Genomic DNA, 17,754 nt, shown 5'->3' with positions numbered 1-17,754 from the left:
ATGCAATTGGTATAATGCTTGATATTTTACCGTAAATAAGGCCGAAACTATGCTCGTTCACCCGCAAATTGATCCCGTTGCCATCTCACTAGGACCGCTTTCTGTGCACTGGTATGGATTGATGTACTTGCTTGGTTTTGTGGTGTTCATTTTGCTTGGGCGGTATCGCATCAAACACAATCCGCACACCACCTTCACCTATGAAATGCTCGATGATGCCCTATTTTACGGTATGCTTGGTGTCGTTGTGGGCGGACGACTAGGGCATGTGTTGTTCTATCAATTCGGCTATTATCTGGAACATCCGCTACATATTTTCGCTATTTGGGAAGGCGGCATGTCTTTTCATGGTGGATTTCTTGGCGTCTTCGTCGCGATGATATTGCTCGCCCGCAAATATAAATTGTCATGGCTCGCAGTAACCGACTTTATCATCCCACTAATTCCACCAGGATTAGCAGCAGGCCGCGTTGGCAATTTCATCAACGGTGAATTATGGGGACGCCCCACCGACGTTCCATGGGGTATGGTTTTTCCGTATGTTGACGAGCTTCCTCGTCATCCTTCCCAATTGTATCAATTTGCGCTTGAAGGTGCGGTACTGTTCATTTTCATCTGGATTTACTCAGCCAAACCACGTGCAACTGGTGCGGTCACGGGTGTATTTATGATTGGCTACGGTATCTTACGTTCATTCGCAGAATTTTTTCGCGAACCGGAAGATGGCTTCATGGGCGTACTGACTTTAGGGGTGACGATGGGGCAATGGCTATCGATTCCAATGATTTTGGCAGGAATCGCAGCAATTGTTTGGTCACGACGCCAAACCAACAATGCTCAACCCAGTGCCAGCTCACGAAAACACAATAAAAATAAAAAGCATAGCATCTAATGGAAACCATTAGATAAAAACCAGGGTTACCCTAATATACTCGTTGTATTAAGTACCGTTATTATGACAGCCATCAATCTACCACTCGAGGAGCTGATCATGAGAGCACAAAAATTCTTAATATTAATTTCTGTTTTGGCGTTTAGCCTAACAGCATTACCAGTATTCGCGGTAGAAGTCGAAGGTATTGATGACAACAATCATGCCGCATTGACACAATATTATGAAAATGTTGCCAAGGAAACTGAAGCAAAATTACAAAAAAACAAAGCCGCACTCGAAGAGTACGAAGCACATCCTTATTACTATGGCAGACAAGGCCAAGAATTCAAATCACATACAGTCGCCAATATTCGCGAATACGAGGAAGTGTTGGCAGAAAGTCTGAATAATGCGGATCTACATAAAAAAATAACAATGGATCATAATAATTCAGCAATCAACAAAGCCCGTGTAAATCTCGATCCAAATATATCGTCAATCAGATAATTTAGTAGCAACGCAAGGATCTGCAAAGGGTCCGATAGAGGACTGACAGCCACCGGACAACCGGTGGCTGTTTTTTATTCGACAACCTATCCAAAATCCTTCAGCCCGACTACTCGCCGCCAGCAATCGAGTTTACGCAGATCTTGCCTTGTTAAACAAAACACATTAAATTCCCGTGCACCGCGTAGATACTAAATGCTAAATGGTCAAGCATTTCCCGGAATCAAACGTTTGGCCGGAAACCAGATATTAAATCGGCTACCCTTACCTACTTGACTGGCAATTTCAAGACGCGCTTCATGCCGGTTCAAAACATGTTTGACAATTGCCAAGCCAAGTCCTGTGCCGCCAGTTTCTCTCGAACGGCTGCTATCAATACGATAAAAACGCTCTGTCAAGCGCGGAATGTGCTCGAGCTCAATCCCGATTCCACTATCTTGCACAACAAACAATCCTTGACCATGGTGCTTTTCCCAACTAATATTTATTTCGCCCCCATCTGGGGTATAACGAATCGCATTACTGATCAAGTTGCCAAAAGCACTGCGTAACTCTTCTTCGCTCCCTAAGAGCTGATCTTGCGAAGCAATAGTTAATTTTATTTGATGTCGGCCTGTACTCAGGGATTCCGCATCCTGCAAAAGATCTTGCGCCAAACTAACCACATTCACTGTTTTTTCGCTTATCTTATTCTGCTCATTTTCAAGACGTGACAGAATCAGCAAATCTTCAATTAACCGCTGCATGCGAGTTGTCTGCTCTGTCATTAATACCAAGGCACGCTTATTGAAACCGCTATTAACATTATCATCAGCGGATAGTGTTTCAAGAAAACCACTGATAACAGTAAGCGGTGTGCGCAATTCATGCGAGACATTAGCAATAAAATCGCGCCGCATCGTTTCTATTTTCTCAAAACGCGTAATATCGCGACTGATCAGAAGCTTCTGGTTATAACCATAAGGCACCAACTGCAAAGAAACAATCAAACCATACAATCGTATCTGATTTAGAATTAATGGATTAGTATATTGGCGTGCTGCCAGATATTCAGCAAATGGTATCTGCCTCACCAGATAGGTAATCTGCTGACCGACATCCAATGCTAGATTGATGCCTAGGTGCTTTTCCGCAACTGTGTTACACCATTCAATGCGATCACTCATATCGAGAATAACAATACCATCGGGCATTGCAGAGGTGACACTTTGCATACGCTTTAAGGCAATACTCAGCCTTTCCTGGCTCTGACTATGCCCACGCACGTAGCGCGCCAAATGTGCATACACATCATCCCAAGCTCCAGAACCAGCTGGTATGCTCGCGGGAGAATGATCAGAAAGCTGCAACCAGCGCTCGAGCAAGACCAAGTGACGAATATGATGGAATACGACCCATAGCATGACTACACTGAAGAAAATCAGCGCCTTCACAGCACCAAAGATCATCCATAGTAACGCTGTAACAAAGAAAAGAAAAAGAATGTTTGATGAACGCTGCCAGATATCAGACACTTAAGCACTATCCTACAATAAAACAATTATCTGAAAAATTTTGTAATTTTTTAAAATTCGCTTACTCGATCTGCAGAATCATAACGACACCGATACATTTTTATCAATATTCTATGCCGATCAGTTTCATCACTGTAACATTATGTACAGCAAACATTATCAGCTTTTCTTATTTGAACCATTAGCGGGAACCACGGCAACTGCCGAGAACCGATACCCTGCTCCTCTGACAGTTTGTATCCAGCTGTCTTTACCGGTCCATTGTAGGGCTTTCCGCAATCGGCGGATATGCACATCGACAGTACGCTCTTCGACAAATACGTGATCGCCCCATACTCGATCTAACAATTGACTACGCGAATATACGCGCTCGGTATGTGACATCATAAAATGCAGCAAACGATACTCAATAGGCCCCAGTGCAATTTCTCTACTCCCATCTGTAACACGATGATTGACTGGATCCAAGCGCAATCCATGGATTTCAACCACTTGTGCAGAGGCTTCCGGGATTAATCGGCGCAAAACCGCATTAATTCGTGCAATCAATTCACGCGGCGAGAAAGGCTTTGTTACGTAGTCATCCGCACCTATTTCCAGACCGGCTACTTTATCCGCTTCCTGGGTTCGTGCTGTCAGCATAATAATCGGAATAAGGCGAGTACGTTCATTGCGCCGTAGCACTCTGGCAAAATCTATGCCCGTCATATTCGGCAGCAACCAATCCAACAAAATCAAATCTGGCAACGCATCATGAATGATCGCCATTGCCCTCTCCGCATCCTCAGCACAAATACTTTCATACCCGGCTTGCTGCAAATTATAAGCAATTAACTCACGAATAGCCGCTTCATCTTCCACGATCAGTATTTTTGTGCTCATGCTTGCACTCCTGCATCGATTAATTGTTTGCACAGTTTGTTACAATGGAGCCATTGAATACCCTTAACTTTAACTCATCGTATTAAATAATAATCATGGCCGGTTTAACCAAAAACACACCACATCCGACTGAAATCAAATTACATCAGCAATCCAGAATATTGGATGTTACTTTCTCTGATGGCAAATTCTTCCAATTCTCGTGTGAATTTCTGCGCGTTCATTCACCTTCTGCCGAAGTGAGTGGTCATGGCCCAGGGCAAGAGGTACTACAAACCGGCAAGAAGACGGTCAATATCAGCAAAATCGAGCCTGTTGGTAATTATGCCATACAACTCAATTTCACCGATGGTCATAATACCGGACTTTATTCATGGGATCTGTTGTATAACTTTGGCCTTAATCAGGATACAATGTGGCCACGTTACTTGCAGCGCTTAGAAGCAGCCGGTGCCAGCCGCGAACACGAAATTAAACCTCAAAAATCTAATCATTCCTGCAAATAACTTAATCTCAACAATTACCTATACGCTTTATCCAATCGAATTCAAATTAATGTCATGACTAAAACAACCCATTTTGGTTTTAATACTGTTACAGAAGATGAAAAGGCAGGCAAAGTCGCTGAGGTTTTTCATTCTGTCGCAGAACGCTACAATTTAATGAACGATCTCATGTCAGTTGGAATGCACCGGTTATGGAAACGCTTTGTCATTGAAAGCAGCGGAATAAAACCCGGTGACAAGGTATTGGATATCGCAGGAGGTACTGGAGATTTAAGCGTATTGTTTTTACAAAAAGTAGGAAAGTCCGGACAAGTATGGCTAACAGACATTAACAATTCCATGCTTTCCATCGGGCGTGACCGCCTGATTGATGAAGGTACACCGACTCCGGTTGCACAATGTGATGCCGAAAAATTACCTTTTCCTGACAATTATTTTAACTGTGTCAGTGTGGCTTTTGGTTTGCGAAATATGACCCATAAGGATATTGCGCTCAAAGAAATGCTACGTGTCATAAAACCAGGCGGAACTGTTCTCGTACTGGAATTCTCCAAAATTTGGAAACCGCTGCAACCAGCCTATGATGCCTATTCATTCAAGTTACTGCCGGCCATGGGAAAGGCGATAACTAATGACGCGGAAAGCTATCAATATTTAGCAGAATCCATTCGCATGCATCCCTCGCAAGGTGAATTAAAAGAGCTCATGGAACAAGTTGGCTTTGAGCGCGTGGAATATTTTAATCTGACTGCAGGCATCGTAGCGCTCCATCGTGGATATAAGTTTTAGCTCCTATCAATAAATAGATCAATCAATAAAAGCATGGCTCATACAAGTAATGCATGAACCACACTTTGGCTATATCCATAAAGCTCGAGCATTACCGTTTGATTGATTGTGATCAGCAGACTGAAACCAACGAACACGGCAACACTCTTACTTTCAAGTAACTACAACAATTTAGTTAAAGCAGATGCTGCTCATTATTGTTGTTGTCTCGATACGACACTGGTTCCCGTATGTACACCGCTTGAAGTTTTACAGTAGAGCGCCACATCATAACTATCCGTACCTGCTGCCGTATGCATCACGAATACGCTATATACACCAGAACCTTGTGGAACTTTCACTAAGGGACTGTAAGTGGTGTTGCGATCCCCGCTATCGACTCTAAATTGCGCGCACTTATTGGTGGTACAGCTGGTTCCTTTATGTATGAGTATACTTACTTTAGCTGAGCTGGCTGTCATATCCTTGACTTGCGCTTCGAGGTAGGACGGCGCGCCGCTACCATCGTCAAAACAAGTGGCTTGATAATAGTCAACGGCAGCCGCCAAACCAGTGGTAAAACTACCTGCTTGATTATGCGCCGAAGCTGTACCAACATTCAGTGCCATCAATACAAACATTAAAATAAGCATTCCCTTCAAATTTGAGAATTTCATCATACACCTCCTTAAATAAACAATTCTTTTTGCCACTCTCTTTAACACAAGTGATCATCTGATATAACTTTACAATCCTGCCGACACCGCGAGCAGTTTATTGGATATCGTTATCTTGAATCGCTGTACGCGGAATTTTGTAGGGCTCCAGCACCAATCGACCCTTCATGGCCAATCGCGAGAATGTGCTTACCCTTTGTGTGGGGTTATTCGATACCGTAAAGCTAATGACCATTCCCAGCTAAACAATCGATGTACGCTGGACTCAGGCTGGAAACCCAATTTGCTTTCATATACTCTGTGAACAAATGATTCATGCAAATCCAGCACTACTTAAAAACACCAAAATTTAAGCGTTACCGTCTGTTTTGTTTGTGGTTAGGATTGAGTATCTGCAGCACAAACCCGGTAACGCCCTTATTTTCAAGAACGTACAAACATTCCCCTGAAACAGATACGCATCATTGCTGCTGTCTTGATACGACACTGGTACCCGTATGTACACCGGCTGCGGTTTTACAATGGAGCGCCACATCATAACTATCCGTGCCTGCTGCAGTATGCATCACGAATATGCTATATACCCCGGCACCTTGCTTTACGGTCACTAAAGGGCTATAGGTGGTGTTGCTATCCGTAGTATCGACACTAAATTGCGCGCACAGATTGGTGGTGCAACTGGTTCCTTTATGCACGAGTATGCTGGCTTTGGCGGTGCTAGCTGTCATATCCTTGACTTGCGCTTCGAGATAGGACGGCGCACCACTTCCATCGTCAAAACAAGTGGCTTGATAAAAGTCAACCGCAGCCGCTAAGCCGGTGGTAAAGCTGCCCGCTTGGTTATGCGCCGAAACAGTGCTTGCATATAATGCCATCAATCCAAAAACCAAAACAAATATTCCCTTCAAATTTGAGAATTTCATCTTCAACCCTCTTAAATAAGATAATCTTACAATTCTATCAATAGCATAAAGCTTATTAAATGCCACTGCCTTAAGCCTTAATTACTACTTGTGCTCAAAGATTCCAATTTCATCGCAGCCAGATCTTTAATAGCTTCAGTTTCGTCTTCGTCTTCAACGATTTCTTTAAGTAACGCCACGCTTCTTTCATCAGCACCCAAACTATCCAACGCCATCAGCCGTACTGAAAGCTCGGTGTCTTGCAAAGCTTGTTCAAGTACTACAAAAAGATCACCGCAACCTTGCTGTGCAAAGGCATAAACTGCCTGCCCTCTGACATTCGGATCGGCATCTTGAATCGCGGTTTGCAGAATTTTCTCTACAACACCGGCGTCAATCGATCCTTTTTCTGCCAGTTGCGACAAGGCGCTTACTCTTTGTGCCGGATCACTCGATGCCGCAAGGTCGATTATAGTCTCGGTAAAACTAGCATCAGGCTCCGCTGCACCGCCCTGCTCCGCCATACAATAAATCTGGATGGAATCCAGACTGGAAGCCGAGCCCGCTTTCGCATTGTCTGCAAACACATGATTCGTAAATCCAGCCATTACAATAAAAGAAATAACGAGCGGCATGGCTATGCCACTCTTATGGTTTGGTAATTTCAACATTTTGGCTCCTCAAAAATTAGGAGATGAACAAGAGCTCCCACACCGCTCACCTCCCCTTACAACAAAAAGCTAATACATCACCATCATTTTATGGTTTTGGCCAAATCTGGACACCCTTCTTGTTTTTGATTGGCATATCACGGTTGATCTGCGCTGCGGATGGAACTAAATCAACCACATCTCCTGTCGCCGAACAACTTCCGGGTAGTGGATTGACAACCAGATCACGATTTACCGTGTAAGTTGCTGGAGAATCGTAACCATGCAATCCAGGACCGTCATAATCAGATCCTACCGCCGGTGTCCAGAGATTAAGCTTCCCATCGGCAAAGCCTGATATCGGTGTTTGCTTGCAAATATCCGCAATTGGTATAACAATTTTCAAGCTAGAAGCACAGGAAGTCGGTTCAAACAAAACCGCGCCGGCTCTAAATTTAAGATAGCTTGCATAATGATTCGGCATTTTGCCATCTTTCACATAAAACCCTACGACATTACCGCTACCATCAGTCTTCTCATCTTCTGCTTTAAAAACAACTGGCTCCAACACTTTCTGAAATAAATTACCCCAATTCGCAACGTGCGAATCAATTGTATCGCCTGAAACTGCGCCATTGACTTTGACAATTGAATCCACACCATCTGGAAAAACTATTGAACTTTTAGTTACAAAAGTATTATCTCCGCAACCATGACCAATAACCACATTATTAGTAATTCTCACCCCTTCGGTTCCTGCAGGTATTTCCAGGCGAGTATGCGATAATACGTTTTGTGAGAGACCCAACAGCAGAGCAGTCGTTAACGCAGTATGGGTAAAAGACTTAAATTGTTTTGTTAACATGTTGCAAAGACCCCTTTTCAACTTATTAATAGAATGACTTATATTTTTCTCACTAAAGTTGCCTTTTGAGGTGGATCTCAAAGGGCAACTGAAAACCATTCTTTTCCCACCAACCTAGATACCTTTACTCCCTAAAGAAAAGAACTTATTTCAGGGCGCGATGTTATTTTGCTTATTACGTAAAAGCAATGTGGCAAATTGTCGCACCCCGACTGTCTATCTACCCCGACTGTCTATCTCTAAAAGAAAAAACCCCGCAGCAAGCTGCGGGGTATTAACTACGCTTAATTATCCACTGATTGCTTATCCTTCTTTATTTCAAACTACAGGAAGATAAACCTCCAGAGATACAAGCGCTCGCACCACAAGAGATTATTCAACGAGACATCATTTAAAAAAATCGCTAGGAGATAAACAGCAATTTCTTCAGGAATGAATACTATTGATCAAGCGACAGGAAAACAATGTGACAAATTGCCGCAGGTCAGCATTAACGCAAGAATGAGCATCTCACAAAAAAATATTAACTATTATTAAACAATATATTAACAAAAATTTAACCGGAATTATTTCAGGTTCTTCTTGTCACGGCTGCGACAATTTGTCGCATTACCAATAGCGTTTTTTTTACTTAAAATGGCAATTAATTAATCCAAACTGATTTAAATCACCAACATTCTGCAAAGATTAATTAGAACATCATTCTTCACAAGCACACTGTAAAACCACAGCACACTACCGAAGAATCTATAAAAACAATTACCTACATAAAACATAAAAATGAAAACTGATCAATTCAAAACTGTAATACAACTCACTATCTTGGCTTTGACATCCTCGCTCAGCCTGCATGCTTTTGCACAAAATGACTCAGCAAAATCTTCCGCAAGTAATCAATGTTATGTGTTAAGTGCCGATCGTGTTTTTGACGGCTTCGACCTGCACGAAAATGCAGCCGTCTTGATTAAAGGCAATAAGATTGTTCAAGTCGGTGACCCAAACCAACTGAATGGATTATGCAGCAGGAAAATGAAATTGGGCGATGCGACTATTCTGCCAGGCTTTATTGAATCCCATGCACACATTACCTTTCAAAAAATTCCTAGCGATAAAGTATTGAAGCATGGCATCACAACTGTCCGCGATACCGGCGGGCCGCTTTTGAAACCGATGGGAGGTAACGGCACATTACGTATATTGAGCGTTGGCCCTATCATTCAGGCAGTGGATGGTTATCCATTGAATATTTTCGGCAATCACGGAACCGGGACGTCTGGTGGTCATGACAAATACGGTACCATTGGTGTAGCGGTTGCCACCATTGAAGAAGCTGAGAAAACCGTAATCGATTTGGTGGCTGGTGGTTCAAGCATGATCAAAATTGCTTTGGAACCCGGGGGGGAATCCGGTGCGCCATGGATGTCAAACCACGGTCACGGAGAGCCTCCGCAAACACCATGGCCACTACTTTCTTTGGATATTGTCAAGGCGATAGTGACCAAGACGCATGCATTGAACCGCAAGGTAGCCGCCCATGTCGGAGAAAATACCGGGGTTGAACTGGCACTAGATGCCGGTGTGGATGAATGGTCACATATACCCTGCGCAGAAATTCGAGACGACTTATTACACCGTGCAGTAGAACAAAACGTAACCTTTGTAACCACGGTGGATTCCCTATCTGGTTGCACCGGTATTCACGCCAATGCGCATAAGCTTGCGCACATGATGTCCCATAACCCCGATTCAAAATCAAAATTTATCTATGGATCTGAGATTGGCCATGACAATGTACCTTGGGGTATTAACGCAGAAGAAATGATTTTAATGTTGAATTTAACCAGTCCGGACGGGATTGACTTTGGTGATGTGCTGAGGGTATTCAGGTCAGCAACTTCCGAAGCGGGAAAGTATTTGAACTATCCGTTGCTCGGCACATTGAAGAAACATGCCCCAGCAGACATTATCGCTGTCCGCGGCAATCCGTTCGAACGGTTTAAATTGCTGGAATACCCCGATCTGGTGATTTCCGGTGGTCATATCATCGTCAACGACTTTAAGAAAAATAAGGTAAAACACTAAAAGGTATCCATGAACACTCCCTCATCTTCAACTATTTTTGACAAGGCCTGGCTTTACTGCACGGTATTTCTCACTGGTGCAGCAGTCATGGTTATTGAGTTGCTAGGCACACGGCTGATCGCGCCTTTCTATGGTGCCAGCCTGTATGTCTGGACTTCGCTCATTGCAGTTACACTGATCGCACTAGCACTCGGCTACTATTTAGGCGGAATCTGGGCCGACCGGGCACGACCTGGATTATCCCTCATCATCGCAGCGGCAGGACTATTAACGCTCATCATTCCCTGGCTGGCAGGGCCGGTTTTACTAGCCACAGATCCGCTGGGTTTGCGTTTGGGTAGCTTCATCAGCACATTGATCCTATTCTCGCCTAGCTTGATTATGCTGGGTATGGTTGGGCCTTTTGCAGTTAAATTATCCACTTCCGCATTGGCTAATGTGGGCGCCAGCACCGGCTCCATTTATGCAGTCAGTACCGTCGGCAGTGTCATCGGCACGCTATTTCTCGGTTTTTATTTATTTCCTTTGATCGGCTCTCGTGAAATTTTTGTGGGCCTGGGGATTGCACTATTAGTATTAGCGATGGCAGTGGCATGGATAGAACGAAAATATCTGAAATCCACTACGGTCATGATACCGGCAACCCTATTATTAGTGATTGGATTTGGTTTGTTTCCACAAATCGTCAGCTCAGGGCAAGCAGAATTCAGTGATACCTTCCAAACCCGATTCGAACGAGAAAGCTTATACGGTTGGGTTCGCGTAATTGACAAGCCCAAGGAAAATATTCGTTTGCTCACTTCAGACGCTTCCACCATTGGCGCAGCCAGTATCAGCCATGGAGAAAATCTCCTCACCTACCAGAAAATCGTGGGACAAATCCCTTTTCTCGTACCAAATATGGAAAAAGCCTTATTAATTGGCCAGGGCGCCGGACATATGGTCATGACTTTGAGTAAGGCAGGAATTGTAACGGATACGCTGGAAATTGACCCGGCCGTTGCCGAGGCAGCCAACGAATATTTCGGCTTTATGCCAACAGGTCGTAGAATCATCGGCGATGCGCGTTATGAGATTCGTCAGCTCAAAGGCCCTTATGATTTAATCATTCTGGATGTATTCACTGGCGGCACCGAACCAACCCATTTATTGACCGTTGAAGCATTAGCCCAATTGCACGGCTTGCTTTCAAGGCACGGAATTCTTGCGCTGAATTTTGTTTCTTTCCTGGATAATGGTCAAAATGCAGCACTGGCCTCTGTTTCGAAAACATTGGCGCAAGTCTTCCCGCATCAACACGTGTTCATTTCCGATCCGGGTGCAGATTTTAATGATTTCATTTTTCTCGCCACAAATCATGTCATCAATTTGGACGATGATTCAATACCTTTCTCCAACCGCACCTGGTTAAATCAGAGATTATTAACTATTGACCCAACGCATGGAACAATCCTGACCGATAACCTCAGCAATCTCGAACTGCTACAAATTCGCAAATCTGAGCATTATCGTCGGATGATCGTTGATTCAATCGGCACCCATCACTTTATCCGATAGACACATGTCATCCACATTGTCAGAACGGACAAAACCATAAAAGAACTGGAGATCAGATTTTTCAACCATTGCCAATCAGAAATACCTTGAGTTATCTAGGACTTCACTAACAGCAGATAGCCAAATCAATCTATGAAAATGGAAAATAACCCATGCTTAGCCTAAAACAAATATCGGAAGCGCTCGGAGGCGTCAGTCGCAACCATGCATTGAAATTATTAACTGATTGCGGAATTCGACACAAGGTATTACTTTCGCGAAACGGAAAGAAAATATACTACGACATAACCAGGGAACAGATCCAGAACGGCGCACTCAAGCAAAAAGATCCCAAGAAAATCGCCATACAACAGAGTATTGCCTTGATGATGTTGGAAGCAGCATTAAATCGTCACTGAATTACTTCTTTCAGCACTTTACTTGATCGTCTTCTTGAACAGGTAAAATAGTTAATTACTACTACTTTGCAACATTTCTGCTGCATGCTGTCGCGTGGTTTGCGTGATGTTGACACCACCCAGCATACGGGCAATTTCTTCAATGCGTTCCTGCGGATCCAGGAATGCAATTTGACTTACCACCTGCTTATTCTCCGCTTGTTGGTTGATACACTTCATTACATGCAAGTGTTGATCACCGGTCGCAGCAACCTGCGGCAAATGTGTAATGCACAGAACCTGTCGATCTTCTCCAAGTTTCTTTAACAAGTGGCCGACTATTTCTGCAACTTGCCCACCTATTCCGACATCAACTTCATCAAAAATGAGCGTGGGCGCAACGCCCACTTTACTGGTGATCACTTGAATTGCCAGACTGATGCGTGACAGTTCGCCGCCCGACGCTACTTTGGCTAAAGGCCGTAACGGTAAGCCTTGATGTGCGGCCACCTGAAATTCAATCTGCTCCAAACCATGCGCATTGCCTGTCTCCAATGCAATCAATGACACTGAAAACTCACCGCCAACCATCGCAATCGTTTGCATTGCCGCAGTCACCTGCACTGACAAATCTTCACTGGCTTTTTTCCGATTATGACTCAATGCCTTAGCTTGCTTGAGATAAACAGTCAACGCCGCGGCCTCGAGTGTTTGCAAATGGCCGATGTCCGAATCCGAACCCAGGGACTCCAGTTCCTGAGTGATTGTCTCAAGCAATTGCGGTAATCCTTCCGGTGTGACACGAAATTTTCTTGCCGTCGTATGAACCTCTGACATTCGCTGTTCAATCTGCTGTAACAACTGGGGATCCAAATCCAGATTCTGGCGATAATGTTTCAACTCGTACATTCCCTCCTGCAATTGGATTTGTGCAGAATCGAGCAAATCGGTAATGGGTTTGAGTTGAAGATCAAATTCCAATAGATCCTGCAATTGACCTTTTGCAGCATTAATTTGTGTCAGTACGGCAAATTCACTTTCAGATAAGGCATCAATGCTCGTCTCCGCAGCAGCAAGCAAAGTTGCTACATGTGATAACCGGCCATGATCGGTTTGTAGGACCTGCCATTCCTCCAGTGTAAAATTTAACGTCGCTAATTCTTGCAACTGCCACTCGAGTTGCTCGCGCTTGCCGTGTGATTCCGTAGCACGTTGTTGCATAGCTACTCTTTGCTGATAACAATCTTGCCAGTGTTGATAAGCCACCTTAACCGCTCGTGTCAAGTCGCTACTACCTGCAAAAGCATCAAGCAATTCGCGTTGCACATCTTTCTGCAGTAAGGATTGATGCGCATGCTGACTGTGTATGGCCACCAGATACTCTCCGGCAACACGTAATTGCTGGAGTGTAACCGCATGCCCGTTGATATAACTGCGCGACCGGCCATTGGTTTCAATAATGCGACGCATCAGGCAGCTATCGGAATCACCCTGCAAATCATTGTCGTTCAACCAGTGCAATAACTCCGGCAAATGATTGATCTCAAATAGCACGTTGATTTCAGCGCGCTCGCAACCCAACCTTATCTGGCTGGCATCACCGCGCTCCCCCAAGGCTAGGGCTAGTGCGTCAATCAAAATTGATTTTCCTGCCCCCGTTTCTCCAGTCAGCACTATAAAGCCGGGCATGAAATCAAGCTCAATCCCGTCAACGATAACAAAATCTTTAATACTCAAACGCCTTAGCATGGACGTACATTCAGTACATACATCAGGGAAATTCACTCCAACCCAGCTTTTCCCTGAGCATACGATAATAACTGTGATTATCCGAATGCAACAATCGTACTGTCTTGGGAAAACGCCGCACGATGATGTTATCCGTAAGTTCCAAATCAAAGCAGGAATGACTATCACAATTGATGCGCACGTTCGCGCAACTTTGCATCTGAATTTCAACAACAGATTCCGGCCCGATCACGATCGGACGATTGCTGAGGGTATGCGGACAGACTGGCACCAGCGCTATCAGATCCAGGCCAGGATGCAAAATCGGTCCGCCGGAAGACAGAGCATAAGCAGTGGATCCGGTCGGTGTAGCAACAATCAATCCGTCAGAGCGCAGTGTATTCACATATTCACTGTTGACTCTGACTTCAAATTCAATCATGCCACTGCTCATGCCGCGATAGAGCACCACATCATTGAATGCCAAACTACCGAATACACTGACACCATTACGAATAATTTCAGCATATAACAGCATGCGTCGCTCAGTAATGTACTTCTCAGCCAGTATTTCATCAAGGGATTCAAACATTGTGTCTACCGATAAATCAGTAAGAAAGCCCAGTCTCCCTTGATTAATGCCAATCAAGGGTACATCATAAGAAACCAGCATCCGCGCAATATTCAGCATGGTGCCATCACCCCCCATAACTACCGCCAAGTCAGCCTGCGTGCCGATATCCTCCAAATTCAATGCTGGATATTTGTCACTACCAATCTGTGATGCCGTAAGGTGATCAAGCAGAACGGTATAATTCTTCGCTGTTAAATATTCGGCCAATTTCAGCAACGGCATCCCAATTTCAGGATTTTTATGCTTACCGATCAGTGCAATGGTTGAAAATGAAGCGTTCATAACTTAGGAAAATAGCCTATTTTTATAGTACCGCGGCAGAATTAAATTAAATATTAAAGTTATCTCTAAAATTAAACAGGTTACTCTCAAAACAAATTTAGCAAAGTTGAAAATAGCCAAATTGGACATAGCTAATCCGCAGTACCAATCGCTCCAAAAATACCTATACTACTCAAGCAAGTGTCAAACCATTAAGGCAATAACGTTATCGATGAAGTTTAGCATAGATGAGATTCGACAAATTACTCTTACAACCAAACTATGAATCCTGCTGATTCGTGTAGAATTACGCCATGTTAAATGAACGTGCACAGATATTATTGAAAACGCTGGTAGAACGATATATCCACGAAGGCCAACCAGTTGGCTCGCGTTCACTGTCAAAGTTTTCCGGACTTGATCTCAGCCCAGCGACTATTCGTAATGTAATGGCAGATCTAGAAGAAATGGGGCTGGTTGCCAGTCCGCATACTTCAGCAGGAAGAATTCCAACTCCCAAGGGATATCGTCTTTTTGTCGATACGCTGTTGGTAGTAAAAAAACTCGATAAAATGGAATTGAACCACCTGGAAAATCAACTACATCCTGACAACCCATCACGCTTGATCAGTGCGGCTTCACAACTGTTGTCAGAATTAACTCGTTTTGCCGGTGTCGTGATCACACCCAAACGAAAAGGCGCAGTATTTCGTTATGTGGAGTTTATGGCATTATCCGAGAAGCGTATTTTGCTAATAATCGTGACACCCGAAGGCGATGTGCAAAACCGGATTCTCTTTACCAATACCCCTTACAGTCAATCCGACCTGATCGAGGCCGGAAATTTCATCAATCAGCACTATGCAGGCTGTACTTTGGACCAGATTCGCAGCCGCCTGGACGACGAATTAAAACAATTGCGCAGTGAAATGATTAGTCTCATGAGTGCAGCGATTGAAGTAGGTGGCGATGCAGTCAATGAAAGCAGTGAAGTCGTGGTGCTGGCAGGTGAACACAATCTGTTACAAATCAATGATATCTCAGATAATCTGAATAGCCTGAAAAGTTTATTTGAGTTATTTGAGCGCAAAACCAAGTTATTGCAATTACTCGAATTAAGTCGACAAGCACATGGTGTCAAAATCTTTATTGGTGGCGAATCCGATGTCGAATCGCTGCAAGAATTCAGCGTGGTGACCGCGCCCTATGAAATGGAGGGCGCAATTGTCGGCACTGTCGGCGTAATCGGCCCCAGGCGTATGGCTTATGAACGCATTATCCCAATTGTCGAGATTACTGCAAAACTGCTTTCCAATAGTCTGTCGCAGCATTGAACTATACTAAGCAAACTTTTTACTATCATCAATAGCAAACACACAATATGCAATTGCGTACTTCTTGCCAGTTAACAAATCTGGTTAAACTGTTAATTTATTTTATCAAATGAAGGCAAACTTTAGAATTCATGACTTCAAAATCTCTCTATCAACATGGCTCGCGTAATCGAACTGGCGTACTGTTAATTAATTTAGGAACACCTGACGCGCCAACAGCTAAGGCGCTACGTCCTTATCTCAAGGAATTTCTAAGCAACCCTCGCGTCATTGAAGTGCCTCGGGTGATTTGGTGGCCAATTCTGCATGGCTTCATACTACCTTTCAGACCTAAAGCATCAGCAGAGAAATACGCAAAAATCTGGATGCCCGAAGGCTCGCCACTTAAAATTCACACTGAACGGCAAACAAAACTGCTACGAGAAGCATTGCAGATTCGGTTAAAAAACCCGCCTATGGTCGAATACGCGATGAATATAGGCAAACCCTCAGTAGCTGCTATTCTGCACAACATGCAAGAGCAAGGTTGCGAGCGCATTCTTGTTATTCCACTCTTTCCCCAGTATGCCGCCAGCAGCACTGCGGCGGCGATGGACAATGTCTTCACGGTATTAAACCGAATGCGGAATCAACCAGCTATACGCACCGTCAAGCAGTACCACGATGAGCCGGCTTATATCGCAGCACTGACACACAATGTGCGCGATTACTGGAGCACACATGGACGACCTGATAAATTAATCATCAGCTTCCATGGCACGCCACGCTCAAGCCTGGACAAGGGAGATCCCTATCATTGCGCGTGCCAAAAAACTGGACGATTATTGGCTGAAGCATTGGCCTTGGACGCAAGCCAATATATCGTTTGCTTCCAATCGCGCTTTGGTAAAGCTAAATGGCTAACTCCTTACACCGCAGTCACCCTGGAACAATTAGGAAAGGCACGAACACAACGGGTTGATGTAATATGCCCTGGATTTGTATCTGACTGCCTAGAAACACTCGAAGAAATTGCGATTGAAGCAAAAAACACGTTTATTCAAGCAGGTGGCAAGGAATTTCATTACATTCCTTGTCTGAATGAGCGAAACGACTGGATTCAAGCATTGTCGGATATTACTTGTACCCACTTGCAAGGGTGGCTGGATAGTGAAGTTTCCGAGGTAGCGGCGCAGTTATCAAGAAAACTGGCTTTGGAAATGGGAGCAAAAAACTAATCAACAAAATTTTTCCCCTCGAGAATTCGAGGGGAAATGACTTTAACTCATCAATGGCCAGATTGGCGCATATGTTTCACTGCTTCTTCAGTATGCTTCGCAGACTCTTCGCCATGACCCATTTCAGCATGTTTGATTGCTTCATCTAAGTGTTTGATAGCTTCATCCATATGTTTATGGGATGCTGCGTGATCATCTCTTGCTTCTTTAGCATGTGCTAAACTTTCCTTGGCATGCGCTAGTGCCTCTTTGGCATGACCCATTTCACCGTGTGCTTTCGATTGACCTGCATGCTCCATTGCTTCCGAAGTATGCCCCGCATCCGTTGCCCATGCTTGAGTACCAATGAAAAGTGCGAATGTTCCTGCTACGATTGCAGTTGATATAGATTTCATAATCATTTCTCCTTTTTTATGACA

Annotated in this window: 18 protein-coding genes; 9 read left to right on the top strand and 9 right to left on the bottom strand. The window is 44.1% G+C overall.

Translation table 11 applies throughout. From position 1 onward, the window contains the following. The first annotated feature begins 49 nt into the window (after positions 1-49). Together lgt and K2Q13_RS07575 are read left to right on the top strand one after the other, a co-directional pair. On the top strand, positions 50-892 hold the full coding sequence (gene lgt / locus K2Q13_RS07580; protein ID WP_292920455.1) for a prolipoprotein diacylglyceryl transferase: 843 nt from the start codon (positions 50-52) through the stop codon (positions 890-892). A gap of 99 nt (positions 893-991) precedes the next feature. After that, complete coding sequence (locus tag K2Q13_RS07575; RefSeq protein ID WP_292920454.1) at positions 992-1,381, top strand: hypothetical protein; 390 nt, start codon at positions 992-994, stop codon at positions 1,379-1,381. A gap of 206 nt (positions 1,382-1,587) precedes the next feature. Here the strand turns inward: K2Q13_RS07575 and phoR are convergent, their stop codons facing one another. Both phoR and phoB read right to left on the bottom strand, forming a co-directional pair. Next, positions 1,588-2,895, bottom strand: a complete 1,308-nt coding sequence (gene phoR / locus K2Q13_RS07570) for a phosphate regulon sensor histidine kinase PhoR (RefSeq protein WP_292920453.1) — start codon at positions 2,893-2,895, stop codon at positions 1,588-1,590. A gap of 159 nt (positions 2,896-3,054) precedes the next feature. After that, positions 3,055-3,777 carry a phosphate regulon transcriptional regulator PhoB gene (phoB, locus tag K2Q13_RS07565; protein ID WP_292920452.1) on the bottom strand — a complete coding sequence of 241 codons (723 nt, stop codon included), beginning with the start codon at positions 3,775-3,777 and terminating at the stop codon, positions 3,055-3,057. Positions 3,778-3,872: 95 nt separating this feature from the next. Between phoB and K2Q13_RS07560 the strand changes: the two genes are divergently transcribed. Together K2Q13_RS07560 and ubiE are read left to right on the top strand one after the other, a co-directional pair. Continuing rightward, complete coding sequence (locus tag K2Q13_RS07560) at positions 3,873-4,283, top strand: DUF971 domain-containing protein (RefSeq protein WP_292920451.1); 411 nt, start codon at positions 3,873-3,875, stop codon at positions 4,281-4,283. 54 nt (positions 4,284-4,337) lie between these two features. Continuing rightward, the gene (ubiE, locus tag K2Q13_RS07555) at positions 4,338-5,072 is read left to right on the top strand and encodes a bifunctional demethylmenaquinone methyltransferase/2-methoxy-6-polyprenyl-1,4-benzoquinol methylase UbiE (RefSeq protein ID WP_292920450.1); all 735 of its coding nucleotides are present in this window, start codon (positions 4,338-4,340) and stop codon (positions 5,070-5,072) included. A 194-nt stretch (positions 5,073-5,266) separates the two neighbouring features. Here ubiE and K2Q13_RS07550 read toward each other — a convergent pair whose 3' ends face one another. The 4 genes from K2Q13_RS07550 to K2Q13_RS07535 form a co-directional block, all read right to left on the bottom strand. Beyond that, complete coding sequence (locus K2Q13_RS07550; protein WP_292920449.1) at positions 5,267-5,731, bottom strand: hypothetical protein; 465 nt, start codon at positions 5,729-5,731, stop codon at positions 5,267-5,269. 458 nt (positions 5,732-6,189) lie between these two features. Next, entirely contained in the window at positions 6,190-6,651 is a 462-nt protein-coding gene (locus K2Q13_RS07545; RefSeq protein ID WP_292920448.1) for a hypothetical protein, read from the bottom strand. A gap of 77 nt (positions 6,652-6,728) precedes the next feature. Further along, positions 6,729-7,301, bottom strand: coding sequence for a HEAT repeat domain-containing protein (locus K2Q13_RS07540; protein ID WP_292920447.1), 573 nt, complete (start codon positions 7,299-7,301; stop codon positions 6,729-6,731). Between the two features lie 88 nt (positions 7,302-7,389). Next, entirely contained in the window at positions 7,390-8,145 is a 756-nt protein-coding gene (locus K2Q13_RS07535; RefSeq protein ID WP_292920446.1) for a hypothetical protein, read from the bottom strand. Positions 8,146-8,925: 780 nt separating this feature from the next. Between K2Q13_RS07535 and K2Q13_RS07530 the strand changes: the two genes are divergently transcribed. The 3 genes from K2Q13_RS07530 (at position 8,926) to K2Q13_RS07520 (ending at position 12,182) form a co-directional block, all read left to right on the top strand. Next, positions 8,926-10,227 (top strand): amidohydrolase family protein, encoded by a 1,302-nt coding sequence (locus tag K2Q13_RS07530; RefSeq protein ID WP_292920445.1) that lies wholly within the window; start codon positions 8,926-8,928, stop codon positions 10,225-10,227. Between the two features lie 9 nt (positions 10,228-10,236). Then, positions 10,237-11,784 (top strand): fused MFS/spermidine synthase, encoded by a 1,548-nt coding sequence (locus tag K2Q13_RS07525; RefSeq protein WP_292920444.1) that lies wholly within the window; start codon positions 10,237-10,239, stop codon positions 11,782-11,784. A 152-nt stretch (positions 11,785-11,936) separates the two neighbouring features. Further along, a complete protein-coding gene (locus K2Q13_RS07520) occupies positions 11,937-12,182 on the top strand; it encodes a hypothetical protein (protein WP_292920443.1) in 246 nt (81 codons plus the stop codon). A gap of 51 nt (positions 12,183-12,233) precedes the next feature. Here K2Q13_RS07520 and recN read toward each other — a convergent pair whose 3' ends face one another. Further along, positions 12,234-13,910: a DNA repair protein RecN gene (gene recN / locus K2Q13_RS07515; RefSeq protein WP_292920494.1), complete on the bottom strand. Its 1,677-nt coding sequence runs from the start codon at positions 13,908-13,910 to the stop codon at positions 12,234-12,236. Between the two features lie 22 nt (positions 13,911-13,932). Continuing rightward, a complete protein-coding gene (locus tag K2Q13_RS07510) occupies positions 13,933-14,805 on the bottom strand; it encodes an NAD kinase (RefSeq protein ID WP_292920442.1) in 873 nt (290 codons plus the stop codon). Positions 14,806-15,098: 293 nt separating this feature from the next. Here K2Q13_RS07510 and hrcA point away from each other — a divergent pair, with 293 nt between their 5' ends. After that, the gene (gene hrcA, locus K2Q13_RS07505) at positions 15,099-16,118 is read left to right on the top strand and encodes a heat-inducible transcriptional repressor HrcA (protein ID WP_292920441.1); all 1,020 of its coding nucleotides are present in this window, start codon (positions 15,099-15,101) and stop codon (positions 16,116-16,118) included. Between the two features lie 131 nt (positions 16,119-16,249). After that, entirely contained in the window at positions 16,250-17,335 is a 1,086-nt protein-coding gene (hemH, locus tag K2Q13_RS07500; RefSeq protein ID WP_292920440.1) for a ferrochelatase, read from the top strand. A gap of 50 nt (positions 17,336-17,385) precedes the next feature. On the opposite strand, the gene smbP is transcribed toward hemH, so the two are convergent. Beyond that, positions 17,386-17,730, bottom strand: coding sequence for a small metal-binding protein SmbP (smbP, locus tag K2Q13_RS07495; RefSeq protein WP_292920439.1), 345 nt, complete (start codon positions 17,728-17,730; stop codon positions 17,386-17,388). Positions 17,731-17,754 lie beyond the last annotated feature (24 nt).

Source organism: Nitrosomonas sp. (assembly GCF_019752095.1).
GTDB lineage: Bacteria > Pseudomonadota > Gammaproteobacteria > Burkholderiales > Nitrosomonadaceae > Nitrosomonas.
This window is presented reverse-complemented; position numbering and strand designations above follow the sequence as displayed.

Bases quoted from the DNA above. Each gene is read 5' to 3' on its own strand.
- lgt (WP_292920455.1), top strand. From the start codon at position 50: ATGCTCGTTCACCCGCAAATTGATCCCGTTGCCATCTCACTAGGACCG.
- K2Q13_RS07575 (WP_292920454.1), top strand. From the start codon at position 992: ATGAGAGCACAAAAATTCTTAATATTAATTTCTGTTTTGGCGTTTAGC.
- phoB (WP_292920452.1), bottom strand. From the start codon at position 3,777: ATGAGCACAAAAATACTGATCGTGGAAGATGAAGCGGCTATTCGTGAG.
- K2Q13_RS07560 (WP_292920451.1), top strand. From the start codon at position 3,873: ATGGCCGGTTTAACCAAAAACACACCACATCCGACTGAAATCAAATTA.
- ubiE (WP_292920450.1), top strand. From the start codon at position 4,338: ATGACTAAAACAACCCATTTTGGTTTTAATACTGTTACAGAAGATGAA.
- K2Q13_RS07550 (WP_292920449.1), bottom strand. From the start codon at position 5,731: ATGATGAAATTCTCAAATTTGAAGGGAATGCTTATTTTAATGTTTGTA.
- K2Q13_RS07545 (WP_292920448.1), bottom strand. From the start codon at position 6,651: ATGAAATTCTCAAATTTGAAGGGAATATTTGTTTTGGTTTTTGGATTG.
- K2Q13_RS07540 (WP_292920447.1), bottom strand. From the start codon at position 7,301: ATGTTGAAATTACCAAACCATAAGAGTGGCATAGCCATGCCGCTCGTT.
- K2Q13_RS07535 (WP_292920446.1), bottom strand. From the start codon at position 8,145: ATGTTAACAAAACAATTTAAGTCTTTTACCCATACTGCGTTAACGACT.
- K2Q13_RS07530 (WP_292920445.1), top strand. From the start codon at position 8,926: ATGAAAACTGATCAATTCAAAACTGTAATACAACTCACTATCTTGGCT.
- K2Q13_RS07525 (WP_292920444.1), top strand. From the start codon at position 10,237: ATGAACACTCCCTCATCTTCAACTATTTTTGACAAGGCCTGGCTTTAC.
- K2Q13_RS07520 (WP_292920443.1), top strand. From the start codon at position 11,937: ATGCTTAGCCTAAAACAAATATCGGAAGCGCTCGGAGGCGTCAGTCGC.
- recN (WP_292920494.1), bottom strand. From the start codon at position 13,910: ATGCTAAGGCGTTTGAGTATTAAAGATTTTGTTATCGTTGACGGGATT.
- K2Q13_RS07510 (WP_292920442.1), bottom strand. From the start codon at position 14,805: ATGAACGCTTCATTTTCAACCATTGCACTGATCGGTAAGCATAAAAAT.
- hrcA (WP_292920441.1), top strand. From the start codon at position 15,099: ATGTTAAATGAACGTGCACAGATATTATTGAAAACGCTGGTAGAACGA.
- hemH (WP_292920440.1), top strand. From the start codon at position 16,250: ATGACTTCAAAATCTCTCTATCAACATGGCTCGCGTAATCGAACTGGC.
- smbP (WP_292920439.1), bottom strand. From the start codon at position 17,730: ATGAAATCTATATCAACTGCAATCGTAGCAGGAACATTCGCACTTTTC.